At 72.7% G+C, this 14521-nt stretch carries 11 protein-coding genes; 8 read left to right on the top strand and 3 right to left on the bottom strand.

Features of this window, described 5'->3' with window-relative positions; genetic code table 11:
- Nucleotides 1–29: 29 nt before the first annotated feature.
- Nucleotides 30–863 carry a sugar phosphate isomerase/epimerase family protein gene (locus ACQPY0_RS06130; protein WP_432985791.1) on the bottom strand — a complete coding sequence of 278 codons (834 nt, stop codon included), beginning with the start codon at nt 861–863 and terminating at the stop codon, nt 30–32.
- A gap of 94 nt (nt 864–957) precedes the next feature.
- On the opposite strand from ACQPY0_RS06130, the gene ACQPY0_RS06125 reads away from it, so the two are divergent.
- Nucleotides 958–1794, top strand: coding sequence for an aminoglycoside N(3)-acetyltransferase (locus ACQPY0_RS06125; RefSeq protein WP_432985789.1), 837 nt, complete (start codon nt 958–960; stop codon nt 1792–1794).
- A gap of 358 nt (nt 1795–2152) precedes the next feature.
- On the opposite strand, the gene ACQPY0_RS06120 is transcribed toward ACQPY0_RS06125, so the two are convergent.
- Nucleotides 2153–2686 (bottom strand): hypothetical protein, encoded by a 534-nt coding sequence (locus ACQPY0_RS06120; protein ID WP_432985787.1) that lies wholly within the window; start codon nt 2684–2686, stop codon nt 2153–2155.
- A 157-nt stretch (nt 2687–2843) separates the two neighbouring features.
- Here ACQPY0_RS06120 and ACQPY0_RS06115 point away from each other — a divergent pair, with 157 nt between their 5' ends.
- The 6 genes from ACQPY0_RS06115 to ACQPY0_RS06090 all read left to right on the top strand — a co-directional run bounded on the left by ACQPY0_RS06115 (nt 2844) and on the right by ACQPY0_RS06090 (nt 11757).
- The gene (locus ACQPY0_RS06115; RefSeq protein ID WP_432985785.1) at nt 2844–4049 is read left to right on the top strand and encodes an RNA-guided endonuclease InsQ/TnpB family protein; all 1206 of its coding nucleotides are present in this window, start codon (nt 2844–2846) and stop codon (nt 4047–4049) included.
- A gap of 133 nt (nt 4050–4182) precedes the next feature.
- Nucleotides 4183–5586, top strand: coding sequence for an AlkA N-terminal domain-containing protein (locus ACQPY0_RS06110; RefSeq protein WP_432985783.1), 1404 nt, complete (start codon nt 4183–4185; stop codon nt 5584–5586).
- Nucleotides 5583–6110, top strand: coding sequence for a methylated-DNA--[protein]-cysteine S-methyltransferase (locus ACQPY0_RS06105; protein ID WP_432985781.1), 528 nt, complete (start codon nt 5583–5585; stop codon nt 6108–6110). The genes ACQPY0_RS06110 and ACQPY0_RS06105 overlap by 4 nt, the downstream gene beginning before the upstream one ends.
- A 3-nt stretch (nt 6111–6113) precedes the next feature.
- The gene (locus ACQPY0_RS06100) at nt 6114–7868 is read left to right on the top strand and encodes an ABC transporter ATP-binding protein (protein WP_432985779.1); all 1755 of its coding nucleotides are present in this window, start codon (nt 6114–6116) and stop codon (nt 7866–7868) included.
- Nucleotides 7858–9642 (top strand): ABC transporter ATP-binding protein, encoded by a 1785-nt coding sequence (locus ACQPY0_RS06095; RefSeq protein WP_432985777.1) that lies wholly within the window; start codon nt 7858–7860, stop codon nt 9640–9642. The genes ACQPY0_RS06100 and ACQPY0_RS06095 overlap by 11 nt, the downstream gene beginning before the upstream one ends.
- A 246-nt stretch (nt 9643–9888) precedes the next feature.
- Entirely contained in the window at nt 9889–11757 is a 1869-nt protein-coding gene (locus tag ACQPY0_RS06090; RefSeq protein WP_432985775.1) for a tetratricopeptide repeat protein, read from the top strand.
- A 656-nt stretch (nt 11758–12413) separates the two neighbouring features.
- On the opposite strand, the gene ACQPY0_RS06085 is transcribed toward ACQPY0_RS06090, so the two are convergent.
- Complete coding sequence (locus ACQPY0_RS06085) at nt 12414–13136, bottom strand: hypothetical protein (RefSeq protein ID WP_432985773.1); 723 nt, start codon at nt 13134–13136, stop codon at nt 12414–12416.
- Between the two features lie 64 nt (nt 13137–13200).
- On the opposite strand from ACQPY0_RS06085, the gene ACQPY0_RS06080 reads away from it, so the two are divergent.
- The gene (locus ACQPY0_RS06080; RefSeq protein ID WP_432985771.1) at nt 13201–14388 is read left to right on the top strand and encodes a DNA recombination protein RmuC; all 1188 of its coding nucleotides are present in this window, start codon (nt 13201–13203) and stop codon (nt 14386–14388) included.
- Nucleotides 14389–14521: the final 133 nt, after the last annotated feature.

Genomic DNA, 14521 nt, shown 5'->3' with positions numbered 1-14521 from the left:
CGCCGATGCGCGCTGGGGGCCCGGGCCGCTCAGCCCAGCTCGACCCCGAGCTGCGCGGTGAGCGCGGCGAACGCCCGGGCCGCCTCGCCGAAGCGGCGCGGGCCGGACAGCACGGCGGGGAAGGCCGGATCGGCGAGGTGGGGCTCCAGCGAGGCGAAGCCCGCGAACCCGCAGTCCCGCAGCGCGACGAGCGTCTCACGCAGCTGCCCGTCCCCGGTCCCGGCCGGCACCTCGATCCCGTCGGCGGCCCGGGCGTCCTTGACCTGCAGATACTCGATGTAGGGCCGCAGCAGCGCGTACCCCTCGTCGAAGGGCCGCACCCCGGCCTGCACGAAGTTCGCGCTGTCCCAGGCCACGCGCAGCGCGCGGGAGCCGACGGACTCGATGACGTCGAGCACCCGCTCGGGCACGTCGCCGTAGATCGCCTTCTCGTTCTCGTGCACCAGCACGACCGACTCGCGCTCGGCCACGTCGGCGAACGCCCGGAGGCGGGTCAGCACGGTGTCGCGGACCGCGGACGCCTCGACGCCGTCGGGGCGGTAGAAGGAGAACAGCCGTACGTATCGTGCGGAGAGCCGCTGGGCGATCCGGATGATGCGCTCCAGTCGCGCCAGCTCGGTCGCCGGATCGTCGTAGACCCCGCTCTTGCCGATCGGCGACGCGACGGCCGAGACCCCGACGCCGTGGCGCGCCAGCAGGTCGGCCAGCCGCGTCACGTCCTCGTCGCTCATGTCGGCGACGTTGACGCCCCACGCGCTGCGGACCTCGACGTGCCGGGCCCCGAGCGCGAGCAGCACCGGCAGCTGTACGGCGGGATCCGCATCGATCTCATCGCCGAACCCGGACAGCGTCCACCGCGTCATGCCGAACATTATCGATCTCACCCCCGCGCGTCGCGCAATCTCCGCGACCGGACCCCGGCGGCGTCCACCCCGTCCGGGCGGACATGATGGAGGGATGGAAGCCGATGCGGTGGCGCGCGCGACCCGCCCGGGCACGACGAGCGGCATCGCCGCCCAGCTGCACGAGCTCGGCCTGCCCGCGGGCGCGACGGTCATCGTCCACTCCTCGCTGTCCCGGCTCGGCTGGGTCGCCGGCGGCGCGCACACGGTCGTCCTGGCGCTGCTGCGGGCCGTGGGGCCCGGCGGCACCCTGGTCATGCCGACGCACTCGCGGCACCTGACCGAGCCCGCCGACTGGGGCAACCCGCCGGTCCCGCAGAGCTGGTGGGAGATCATCCGCGAGGAGACCCCGGCGTACGACCCGCGGGTCACGCCGACGCGGTACATGGGCGGGGTGGTCGAATGCTTCCGCGCCTTCCCCGGCGTGCTGCGCAGCGCCCACCCGACGGTCTCGTTCGCGGCGCACGGCCCGCTGGCGGAGCGGATCACGGCTGGCCACCGGCTCGACGACGGCCTGGGCGAGGACTCCCCGCTGGCGCGGCTCTACGAGGCCGACGCCTGGGTGCTGCTGCTCGGCGTCGGCCACGACAACAACACGTCGCTGCACCTGGCCGAGTACCGCGCCGACGCGCCCAAGCGCTACCTGCGCCAGGGCTCCCCCGTGCTCGTGGACGGCGAGCGGAGCTGGGTGACGTATCGCGAGCTGGCCGACGACACCTCGCTGTTCGAGGCGCTGGGCAAAGACTTCGCCGAGATCACCGGCGCCGAGCGCAGGGGCCCGGTCGGCGCGGGCACGGGCCGCCTGATGCCCCAGCGCGACATCGTCGACTTCGGCACCCGCTGGCTGACCCAGCGCGCCGCACACGCGTCACCGCCGGACGAGGCGCGCTGAGGCCGCGGCGCGGTGCGGGTGAGCCGCGCGAAGCCGACGAGGTGGCGGGATGATCGGCGCCACGCGGCCCGGACGAAGGCGGGGTTCGTCCGGGCCACCCGGCCGAGAAGTCCGAATGCCGGGCCTTTCCCACGACATGCCCGACCCCGGCCGCGATGCCGCCTTGGCGCGATATGGACAACGCCGGCCACCGGCCCGGATCAACCCGGCACCCAGCCAGCCCCAGAGCGGATCGACCCGGCTCCCGGCCGGCCCCGGAGGCCCGCCTCGAAGGCCAAGCCCGCGCGCGAACGGCCGCCGCCCCTGACGAGAAGGCGACGGCCGGCCGCAAAAGAGGATCTTCCAGTTTTACGTGAAACTATGCCTGCGCGAGCGGATTGTTCTTCGGGTCGTCGTAGTGGACGGTGTCGAAGGTGCCGTCGTGGTCACTGTCGGTGACGACGTAGTCGCGGCGGCCGTCACCGTCCTCGTCCCGGGCCACGTAGTCGGCCTTGCCGTCGTGGTTGGTATCGCGGATGTCCGTGTCGATGCGGCCGTCGCCGTCGGTGTCGACGATCACGCGGTCGAACTGCCCGTCACCGTCGGTGTCCAGCACCGCCACGTCCTTGTGGCCGTCCCCGTCGGTGTCGACGAAGACGGCGTCGATGCGGCCGTCGCCGTCGAGGTCGCGCAGCTCGGTCTCGAGCAGGCCGTCGCCGTCGGTGTCGATCGCGATCCGGTCGATCACGCCGTCGTTGTCGTCGTCGTAGGCGGCCGCGTCGGCGACATTGTCGTGGTCGGCGTCCATCGCGTAGATCGTCTCGCCGTGCTCGCCGTGAACCTGGACGATCCGCGGCTCGTCCGCGTCCGCCGCCTCCAGCCCCTCGTCGGCGCCGTTGTCGTGTTCGGTCATCGGATTCCTTCCGTGGATACTGCGGCCTTCAGGCCGGAGAGGAAACGGAACCCCTGCGGAGCAGGGAGGGGAAGCTGATCCGCCGCCAGGGCGGATCGGTGTCTCCACGCGTGTCACTGCAAGGTTCACGAGCTAGACCGCCGCTATCGTGTGAGCCGTGGCCAGGGCCGTGCAGCGGGCGTTCAAATACCGCTTCTACCCGAGCCCCGGGCAGGCTTCCGAGCTTGCCCGGACGTTCGGGTGTGTCCGGCTGGTCTACAACATGGCATTGCAGGCCCGCACCGAGGCGTGGACGCTGCGCCAGGAACGGGTCAACTACAACGCCACCAGCGCGATGCTGACCGGCTGGAAGAAGACCGAGGAGTTGGCGTTCCTCAACGAGGTCTCCTCCGTGCCGTTGCAGCAGGCGCTGCGCCACCTGCAAGTCGCGTTCACGAACTTCTTCGCCAAGCGAGCCGGGTACCCGACGTTCAAGAGCAGGAAGAAGTCCCGTCGGTCGGCGGAGTACACCACCAGCGCGTTCCGCTACCGCGACGGCCGGCTCACCCTGGCGAAGATGACCGAACCCCTGAACATCGTATGGTCGAGACCGCTCCCGGATGGCGCGGCACCGTCCACGGTAACCGTGTCGCAGGACAGCGCCGGGCGCTGGTTCGTCTCCCTGCTCTGCCACGACGTGATCGAGCAGGTCCCAACCACGGGCGCGGTCGGCATCGACGCCGGCCTGGACAGCCTGCTCGCTCTCTCCACCGGCGAGAAGATCGCCAACCCGCGCCACGAGCGCCGCGACCGGGCCGCACTCGCCCGCGCCCAGCGGAACCTCGCCAGGAAGGAGAAGGGCTCTCTGAATCGGGCCAAGGCCCGGCTCAAGGTGGCCCGCGTCCACGCCCGGATCACCGACCGCAGACAGGACCACCTGCACAAACTGAGCACTCGGCTCGTTCGTGAGAACCAAACGATCGTGATCGAGGACCTGACCGTCCGCAACATGGTCAACAACCACCACCTGGCCCGCGCCATCAGCGACGCGGCCTGGCGACAGTTGCGCACCATGCTCGAATACAAGGCCGACTGGCACGGCCGGACCCTGGTCGTCGTGGACCGCTGGTTCCCGTCGTCCAAGCTGTGCTCGGTCTGCGGTGCGCTCGCTGAGCGGATGCCGCTGCACGTGCGGTCGTGGACATGCCGATGCGGGCGCACCCACGACCGCGACGTCAACGCAGCCCGCAACATCCTCGCGGAGGGACTCTCCGTGATCGCCTGTGGAGGCGGTGTAAGACCTCAACGAGAATCCTCTCGGACGGGGCGGTCGCCGGCGAAGCAGGAACCCCCGGGGGCGACCCAGGGAATCCCCGTCCGTTAGGGCCGGGGAGGATTGTCAACCGATCCCCAATCCATGTAGCCATCAGACTAGGGCGTGAACACCACACCACACCAGGAACATGGACGTCCGAATCCCGCCAGTCGCCGGGCCGGGACGGGGGCAGGATGGAGGCGTGGAACTCGACTTCGAAACCTGCCGGAAGGCGGCGACCAGCCGTGACTCCCGCTTCGACGGCGTGTTCGTCACCGCGGTCAGGTCGACCAGGATCTATTGCCGGCCGTCCTGCCCGGCGATCACCCCGAAGCGGGAGAACATACGGTTCCTGCCGACTGCGGCGGCCGCCCAGCGCGAGGGGTACCGCGCCTGCCTGCGCTGCCGCCCCGACGCGGCGCCCGGCTCGCCGGACTGGGACGTGCGCGGCGACGTCGTCGGGCGCGCGATGCGGCTCATCGCCGACGGCGTGGTCGACCGTGACGGCGTGCCGGGCCTGGCCGGCCGGCTCGGATACACCGACCGCCACCTGCACCGCATGCTCACCGCCGAGGTCGGCGCCGGCCCGCTCGCCCTGGCCCGGGCTCAGCGCGCGCAGACCGCGCGGGTGCTCATCGAGACGACCGGGCTGGGGCTGGCCGAGATCGCCTTCGCCGCCGGGTTCGGCAGCGTCCGGCAGTTCAACGACACGGTGCGCGAGATCTACGGCCGCACGCCGTCGCAGCTGCGGGCCCGCCGCAGCCAGCCCGAGCTCGACGAGGGGGTGGTCTCCGTACGGCTGCCGTACCGCGCCCCGCTCCACGCGGAAGCGCTGCTGTCGTTCCTCGGCGCCCGGGCCGTGCACGGGATCGACGCGCTGGACGAGGACGGGTACCAGCGCAACCTGCGCCTGCCCCACGGCACCGGCCGCGTGACCCTGACCCCGCGGACCGGCCACGTGGCAGCGACGCTGCGCCTGGCCGACCTGCGCGACCTGGCCCCGGCGGTGGCGCGCTGCCGGCGGCTGTTCGACCTCGACGCCGACCCGGCCGCCGTCGACGCGGTGCTGGGCGCCGACCCGGCACTGGCGCCGATCGTGGCCAAGGAGGAGGGCGTACGCGTGCCGCGGGCGACCGACGGCTTCGAGATCGCCGTACGGGCCGTCGTCGGCCAGCAGATCTCGGTCGCCGCGGCCCGCACGGTACTGCGCCGGCTCATCGCCGCCGACGCCGGGCTGTTCCCGACGCCGGACGAGCTGCTGGCGCTGCCCGACGCGGCGTTCTCGATGCCCGAGGCCCGCCGGGGCACGCTGCGCGCGCTGGCCGAGGCGGTCGCCACGGGCGAGCTCGACCTCGACGGCGGCGGCGACCGCGAGGAGACGGTGGAGCGGCTCAAGGCGCTGCCCGGAATCGGGGACTGGACGGCGCAGTACACCGCGATGCGCGCCCTCGGCGACCCCGACGCCTTCCTGCCGACCGACCTGGGGGTGCTGCGTGGCGCGCGGGCCGCCGGGCTTCCCGACACACCAAAGGCCCTGGCCGCGCACGCCGAGCGCTGGCGGCCGTGGCGCTCCTACGCCGCGATCCGACTCTGGAGGATGCCATGACGACGTACTTCACGACGACCGACACCCCCGCCGGCCCGTTCACCATGCTCACCGACGCCGACGAGGCGGTGCTGGCCAGCGGCTGGACGACCGACGTGCCCGGGCTCATGAAGCTCGCGAAGCTCCCGGGAGAAGCGCGGGCCAAGAGCGATCCGGGTGTACCGCTGAAGGCTCTGCGGTCCTATCTGGACGGTGACCTGAGCGCGATCGACGGCGTGGCCGTGCGCCAGCGCGGCGGCGAGTTCATCGCGCACGCGTGGGACGTGCTGCGGCAGGTCCCCGCCGGCGGGCCGGTCACCTACACCGAGTTCGCCGCGCGGGCCGGCCGCCCGGCCGCGGTGCGCGCCGCCGCGATGGCCTGCGCGACCAACGCCGCCGCCCTGTTCGTCCCCTGCCACCGGGTCCTGCGCCTGGACGGCACGCTCGGCGGGTTCCGCTGGGGGCTGCCGGTCAAACGCTGGCTACTCGATCATGAAGCCAGCCGAATATCGCTTGGCACCTATGTGACAAGCCCGTACGTTTGAGTCATGACCGTGACCGCCGCGCCTGCCCGGGTACGGCGGCCCAGCAAGGCCCACGCCCTCTGGCGCATGCGGGGATACCTGCGGCCGTACTACACCCTCACCGCGTGGTCGATGGTCGCGGCGGCGCTGTCCACGGCCGCGAGCCTCGCCATCCCCCTGCTCATCCAGCGCGTGGTCGACGGCCCCGTCCGCCACGGCGACACCCGCGGCTTGTTCCTGCTCGGCGGGCTCGCGGTGGCGCTCGGCGTGTGCGAGAGCGCGCTGAGCTTCATCCGCCGCTGGGCGCAGTCCGCCTCGTCGGTCGGCATGGAAGCGAAGCTGCGCGAGGACCTGTACGCGCACCTGCAGCGACTGCCGATCGAGTTCCACGACCGCTGGCAGTCCGGGCAGTTGCTCTCGCGCGCCACCGCGGACCTGAGCGCGATCCGGCGGTTCCTGTCCTTCGGGCTCTTCTTCTTCGTGCTCAACCTCGCCACGTACATCGCCGTCTCCGTGCTGCTGATCCGCCTCTACTGGCCGCTGGGCGTGTTCGTGACGCTCAGCGCCGTGCCGCTGTTCGTCATCTCGCGCCGCTTCACCGGGCAGTACTTCGCCGCCTCCCGCGCCCTGCAGGACTCCATCGGCGACCTGACCACGCGGGTGGAGGAGTCGGCCCAGGGCATCCGGGTCATCCGCGCGTTCGGCCGGCGCGACCACATGAGCACGCTGTTCACCGGCGGCGCCCGGCAGGTGCACGACCTCGGCGTGGGCCGCAGCCGGATGGTGGCGCGCACGCTGTCGCAGTTCGACCTGGTGCCCAACGCGTCGCTGGCGGTGGTGCTCGTCGCCGGCGCCATGCAGGTCTCCCGCGGGCAGCTCAGCGTCGGCACGCTGGTCGCCTTCGTCGCGCTGCAGGTGATGCTGGTCTGGCCGATCGACATCCTCGGCTGGATCATCGCCAACGCGCAGGAGGCGATGAGCGCGTCCGTGCGCATCCACGAGGTACTGGACACGCCACCGTCCATCGTGGACCGCCCGGGCGCGGTCGCGCTGTCCACTGTGGAGGGCCGGCTGCGCTTCTCCGGCGTCGCGTTCGGCTACGAGCCCGGGCGGCCGGTGCTGCGCGGGATCGACCTGGAGCTGGAGCCGGGCGAGACGGTGGCGATCGTCGGGGTGACCGGCAGCGGCAAGACGACCCTGGTCTCATTGGTTCCGCGGCTGTACGACGTGGACGCGGGCTCGATCACCATCGACGGGCACGACGTGCGGGACCTGACGCTCGACTCGCTGCGGCGCGTCGTCGGGACCGCGTTCGAGGACCCGACGCTGTTCTCGATGAGCGTCCGGGAGAACCTGACGCTGGGCCGTACCGATGCCACCGACGCCGAGATCCGCGAGGCGCTCGACATCGCGCAGGCGCGGTTCGTCCACGACCTGCCGTGGGGCCTGGACACCCGCATCGGCGAGCAGGGCCTGTCGCTGTCGGGCGGGCAGCGCCAGCGCCTCGCCCTGGCCCGCGCGGTCGTCGGGCGGCCGCGGGTGCTCGTGCTCGACGACCCGCTCTCGGCGCTGGACGTGCACACCGAGGCGCTCGTGGAGTCCGCGCTCTCGACGGTCCTTTCGGGGACGACGGCGCTGCTCGTGGTACACCGGCCGTCCACCATCGCCCTCGCCGACCGGGTCGCGTTCCTGCAGGACGGGCGCATCGCCGCGCTCGGCACCCACTCGCAGCTGATGGCGACCTGCCCCGGCTACCGGGACGTGCTGCGTGGCGCTTGACGTCCAGCGGTGGCGGGGCACCGCGACGGAGGAGCCCGACCCGGCCGAGCGCGTCGCCAGCCGGCGGCTGCTCGGCTCGCTGCTGCGCCCGCACCGCGCGGCGATCGCCGGGCTGTGCGCACTGCTGCTGGCCCAGAACCTGGCCGGGATGGCCGGCCCGTACCTGGTCAAGCTCGGCATCGACCGCGGCATCGGCCACCCGCCGGCGCTCGTGGCCGTCACCGCGCTGTTCGTCCTGGCCACCGCCATCGAGTTCGGCACCCGGCGGGTGTTCCTGGCGATGTCCGGCCGGGTCGGCAACGCGGTCCTGCTCGACCTGCGCACCCGCGTCTACAACCACCTGCAGCGGCTGTCGATCGGCTTCCACGAGCGGTTCACCTCGGGGCGGGTCATCGCGCGGCTGACCAGCGACGTCGACAACATCGCCGAGCTGACCGACGGGGCGCTTTCCGACCTGGTGCTCGCCGCGCTGTCGGTGCTGTCGGTCGCCGGCATCCTGCTGTGGCTCGACCCGCCGCTGGCGCTGGTCACGCTCGCGTCCTTCCCGTTCCTGCTGTGGCTGTCGCGGTGGTTCCAGCGGGCCAGCGCGCGGGCGTACCGGCGCACCCGCGAGACGATCGCGCTCGTCATCATCCACTTCGTCGAGTCGCTCGGCGGCATCCGTGCGGTGCAGGCGTTCCGGCGCGAGCGGCGCAACGACGAGATCTTCGCCGCGGTCAACGACGACTACCGGCGGGCCAGCCTGCAGGCGCAGCGGCTCGTCGCGACGTACTCCCCCGCGATCAAGGTGATCGGCAACGTCTCCATCGCCGTGGTGCTGACCTACGGGGGCTGGCGGGTGCTGCACGGGCACACCGAGGTCGGGGTGCTGGCGGCGTTCCTGCTGTACCTGCGGCGGTTCTACGAGCCGATGCAGGAGCTGTCGCAGTTCTACAACACGCTGCAGTCGGCCACCGCCGCCCTGGAGAAGCTCGCGGCCGTACTCGACGAGCCGCCCGCCGTCGCCGAGCCGGCATCGCCGGTCCGCCTCGGTGCGGTGCGGGGCGAACTGGCCTTCGACGCGGTCGAGTTCCACTACGACGCCGGGCGCCCGGTTTTGCCGCCGCTGGACCTGTTCGTGCCGGCCGGGCAGACGGTCGCGCTGGTCGGCGCGACGGGGGCCGGCAAGTCCACGCTCGCCAAGCTCGTCGCCCGCTTCTACGACCCGACCGCGGGCACGGTCGCGCTCGACGGCGTCGACCTGCGCTCGCTCGCCGAGGACGACCTGCGCCGCGCGGTCGTGATGGTGACCCAGGAGAACTACCTGTTCTCCGGCACCGTCGCGGACAACATCGCCTTCGGCCGCCCGGGTGCGAGCCGCGCCGAGGTCGAGGCGGCCGCCGCGGCGATCGGGGCGGACGCGTTCATCCGGGGCCTGCCGGACGGCTACGACACCGACGTGCGCAAGCGCGGGGGCCGGCTCTCGGCCGGGCAGCGGCAGCTCGTGGCGTTCGCGCGGGCCTTCCTGGCCGACCCCGCGGTGCTGATTCTCGACGAGGCGACGTCCTCGCTCGACATCCCGAGCGAGCGGCTGGTCCAGCGGGCGCTACGGACGATCCTGGCCTCCCGCACGGCGCTGGTGATCGCCCACCGGCTGTCCACAGTGGAGATCGCCGACCGGGTGCTGGTCATGTCCGGGGGCCGCATCGTCGAGGACGGGCCGCCGTCCGCCCTGATCGACCGGGGTGGGCACTACGCCGGGCTGCACGCGCAATGGCGCGACTCCCTCGCCTGAGTGTCGGGTACTTGACAGTCATGTCGACCGGTTCGCATGAATGGCGGGGTTCACGCCGTCGATCTACCGTGGACACATTGGTTCATGGGAGGATTCTCGTCACGCAAAGGATCTCGCCCTGTCGCCCGTAGTGATCTTCGGAGGGTTGTCGTCTCGGGTTAGCGCCCTGGTTTCACACGTCGCGGATTTGAGTTTCGACGCGGATGAGCACGTCGCGGATGACTGCGTCGCAGATGAAGAGGACCGATGACTGGCGGACGATGGAGTGGCCAGACCCGATTTCTCGTCGGGCTCGTCGGGCTCGCCCTGGTCGGTCTGGGTGTGCTGACGACGGTGCAGTTCCGCAGCACCGCCGGCGCCGCCGCTCTGGTGGGCGCGGGCGTCCTGGTGGGGCTCGCGGGCCTGTCGGGCGGCCAGATCAACATTCGCTCCGCCGACCGCGAGGAGCGGCTCGCCTCCGCGGGCCGGGCCCAGCAGGACGGTGACGCCGAGGGCGCCTACGACCGCTTCGTGCAGCTGATCCGTGGCCACGCGCCGCAGGCCATCGCCTACCACGAGGGCGCCAACGCGGCCCTCTACGAGGCGGCCGGGCGCGAGGGGCAGAAGCTGCAGCCCGTGTTCGGCTACTTCCTGGGCCCGATCGCCATGTCCGAGGCCCACATCATCGTCGACATCCGCGCCGGCACCGGCTTCTCGATCGCCCGCATGCAGGCCACCCTGCAGGCGCTGCTGGTCGGCCCGACCGCCGCGTTCCAGGCCGCGCTGGTCATCGTCAACGCCTCCCCGGACGACTCGATCCTCAGCTCCGTCCGCCAGCTCAGCACCGCGCTGGACCGCCCGGTCGCCGCGGTCGCCTGGCGTCTCGGCGACCACTCCGACGCCATCTCCGACGCGATCGTGAGCCTGCGCCGCGAGCTGCGCCGGCGTGCCCACGAGTCGCCGATCGACGTGCCGGTCGAGATCCTCGATGACCCCCAGCCGTACGATGCCCAGCCCTACGACCCGGAGCCCTATTCACCGGAGCCCTACTCGCCGGTGCCGTTCGAGCCCGTGAGAATCCCGACCCGCCCGGTCGCCCAGCCGTCCGCGCCGCCGCCTCCCCCGCCGCCGATCCCGCAGCAGCAGCCGGCCCGGATGGACGACGACGACGTGTATCCGCACATGACGTCCTCGACCGTCTACGGCTCCGCCGCGGCCGGCCACCCGGACGACGACGAGCCCGACCACGGTGACTGGCCCGCGCCCGAGCCCCGCCGCCGCCCGTCGCCGGCCCCGCGCGTCTACGACGACTCGGCGACCTGGCAGCGCGCGACCGACCTGCACTGGCGGGGGCAACTGCAGGAGGCCGAGGAGGCGTATCGGGAGATCGTCGACGCCCGCGCCCACGCCCTGGGCTGGGACCACCCGGACACGCTGACCGCCCGGGACCAGCACGCCACCGTCCTGCGCGACCTCGACCGGCTGGCCGAGGCCCTGGTCGAGTGCGACGAGGCGCTGACCGCGCGGGTGCGCATCCTCGGCGAGGACCACCCGGACACGCTGACCAGCCGCAGCCACCTCGCGACGATCTATCACCAGCTGGGCGACCTGACCCGGGCGGAGGCCGAGCACCAGCGGGTGCTGGAATCGCGGACCCGGGTCCTGGGCACCAACCACCAGGAGACGCTGATCAGCCGGAGCAACCTCGCCAAGGTCTACCAGGACATGGGCGAGCTGGACCGGGCGATCGAGGAGCACCGCACCGTCATGCGGGCCCGGGCGCGGCTGCTCGGACCCGAGCACCGCGACACGCTGATGAGCCGCAGCCTGCTGGCCTCGGCGCTGCACCACGCGGGGCGGCTGGGCGACGCGGAGTCAGAGCACCGGGCGGTGCTGGGCAGCCGGCTGCGGCTCCTCGGCCCGGTGCATCTGGACACCGCGGTCTCCCGGCACCGGCTCGCCAGCGTGCTGCACGACCTGGGACGGCTGGACGAGGCGATCACGGAGTACCGGGCCGCGCAGGCCGTCTACGCGGAGCTACTGGGGGCGTCGAGCCCGTTCGCGCGCGCGGCGGCGTCGGACCTGGCCCTGGCCGAGCGGGCGCTACGCGGGGCCCAGGGCAGCCACCACTACTGACCCACCGGCGTCCGGCCCTTGACCACACGGACCCGGCAGAGAGACCGGCCACGGCCGAACGCTTCGCCCAGTCCGGCTCGGTATGCTTCGCGGAAACCGACCCAGCCCAGGCACTGACGGGAGCAACGGTCCCCAGGCGACAGGGACCCGAGCCATACTTCCCCTTCGCCCGTACCGGGTTGCCGCCAAGATCGAGTTCGTCCGGTACCGAGACGGCGGTCCGCTCACCGAATCTCCCGCACCGCCCGGCATCCGAGTCCGCCGGGCCGCCCGACCGGAGCCCGACCGGCCATCCCACACCGCCAAGCAGCCGGGTCCGCCGGGCCGCTCGACCGGATATCCCACACCACCCGGCGCCCTGGTGTCCGCCCAGCTGCTCGACCCGAGCCCGACCGGCCATCCCACACCGCCAAGCAACCGGCTCCGCCCGGCCGCTCGACCAGGACATCCCGCACCGCCCGGCGTCCGGGTGTGCCGGCCCGCTCGGCTCGAGCCTGGCCCGGATGCGCCCGCACCGCCCGGCGCCCTGGTCCGCCCAGCCGCTCGGCCGGGCCATCCCGCACCGCCCGGCGTCCGGGTGTGCCGTGCCAGCGGACGATAAATCCAGGCACCTCCGGCGCCCGGATTTATCCGAAATTTCGCGATCTGTCGGGTTCCTAGAAGTCGCCGCCGAAGTCGCCGGCGTCGCCGAAGCCGGCGTCGCCCCAGTCGCCGCCGTCCCCGTCGTAGTCGCCGCCGTCGCCGCCGCCGTCGTCGAAGCCCTGGTCGTAGCCCTGGTCCATGCCCTGGTCGAAGCCGGCATTGTAGGCCGCGTCGTAGCCGTGGTCGCCCCAGCCCGGGTCGAACAGCGCGTCGAAGACCAGGGCGCCGCCGATGCCCCAGGCGCCGGCGACCAGGGCCGTCTTCCACCACGGCTCGGAGTACCACCCTGCGGGAACACCCCGACCAGCGACGGCGCCGCCCGGGTAGTAGTAGGGCGTGCCGGCGGCCGGCTGGGGGCTGGCCCGGTAGGCGTGGCCCTGGACCTGGACCTCGCGCTCCTTGGTGATCTGGCCCGCCCGGGCGCCGGCGAGCGGCGGCAGGTCGGGGCCGGGGTCGATGCCCATCGCGGTGCGGGCGGCCCGGATGTAGGCCAGGCCCTCCAGCGCCGTCTCGCGGGCGAGGTCATATTGCTTGAGGGTGGTGGCCCGCTCCAGCTGGCCGCCGGCGGCGTTGTAACGCTCGCTCGCGTCGACCAGCGCCTGCTTCACGGCCGGCTCGTCGCCGGAGAGGTTCATCAGCTGCCCGCCCAGGCGCTCGTACCAGCGGAGGGCCTCCTCCCGCGCATCGGCCAACTGCTGCGCTTCACGCTTCCTTCGCCCGAAGCCGAACACCGTCACCACTCCAACCAGGACGAGTAACCCATGCCTTCGACGGTACCGGTTTCTGTCATACCCCTACGGCATGCTGAACACCGTGGATCTCCTCCTGCTGATCATCGGCCTGCTGCTCGGCGCCGCCCTCGGGTGGTATGTCGCCCGGTCCCGCTCGGCCGTCGACCTGGCCAAACTGGAGGCGACGCTGCAGGCGACCCGCGACGGCGAGGCGCGTCTGGAGGCCTCGCTGCGCGCGCTGACGCTGGAGGCACGCGGCCAGACCCAGGACGCCGTCGCCGACGCGGTGACGCCCCTGCACCAGGCGCTGGTGCGATACGAGCAGCGGGTCGCCGAGCTGGAGCGGGACCGCGTCGGGGCGTATGAGTCGCTGCGTGAGCAGGTCCGCGCCATGCACGAGGTCTCCGGCGAACTGCGCACCGAGACCCACCGCCTGGTCTCGGCCCTGCGCGCGCCGACGGTCCGCGGCCGCTGGGGCGAGCAGCAGCTGCGCCGCATCGTGGAGGCCGCCGGCCTGCTCGAGCACTGCGACTTCGACGAGCAGGTGACGGCCGCCACCGACGCGGGCGTGATCCGCCCGGACCTGGTCGTCCGCCTGCACGGCGGCCGCCAGGTGGTCGTGGACGCCAAGGCCCCCCTCGAGGCGTATCTCACGGCCCTGGAGTCCCCCGACGAGCAGACCCGCACCGCGCGCCTGACCCAGCACGCGAAGCACCTGCGCGCCCACGTCGAGGCGCTGTCCGCCAAGTCGTACTGGTCCGCCTTCGAGCCCGCCCCGGAGTTCGTGGTCCTCTTCGTGCCCGCGGACACCTTCCTGGACGCGGCGCTCCAGCACGACCCGGCCCTGCTGGAGCATGCCTTTGCCCGCAACGTGATCCTCGCCACCCCGGCGACGCTGGTGGCGCTGCTGCGCACCATCGCCTACGCGTGGCGCCAGGACTCGCTGACCGCCAACGCCCAGGCGGTCCACCAGACGGGCCGCGAGCTCTACGCACGGCTCAGCACGATGGGCGACCACCTGGCCAAGGTCGGCACGTCACTGTCGACGGCGGTGACGTCCTACAACCGGGCGATCGGCTCCCTGGAGGCCCGGGTCCTGGTGAGCGCCCGCCGCCTGGCCGAGCTGGGCGTCAGCTCCGACGACCTGCCACCCCCACCCCAGGTCGAGGCGTCCCCGCGCCAGCTGCAGGCCCCGGAGCTGGTCGAGAACGAATACGAGGCGCTGCTCGCCGCCCTGCGAGAGGAGCCGCCCAAGTAGCCGCCCCGCCCCGGCCCCCGCTGCGCCATGGCCACCAGCGACCGCCTCGTCACGGCCGCCCGTCGGCGGCCCCGGATTCCAGCACGGCCCGGCCCCCTCGCGGCCCTGCGCAGGCGGTCGCCACGTCTCCGAT

Origin of the sequence: Dactylosporangium sp. CA-233914 (genome assembly GCF_050942935.1) — a bacterium.
Taxonomy (GTDB): domain Bacteria; phylum Actinomycetota; class Actinomycetes; order Mycobacteriales; family Micromonosporaceae; genus Dactylosporangium.
The sequence above is the reverse complement of the archived record's forward strand: the minus strand, read 5'-3'. Positions and strand labels throughout refer to the sequence as shown.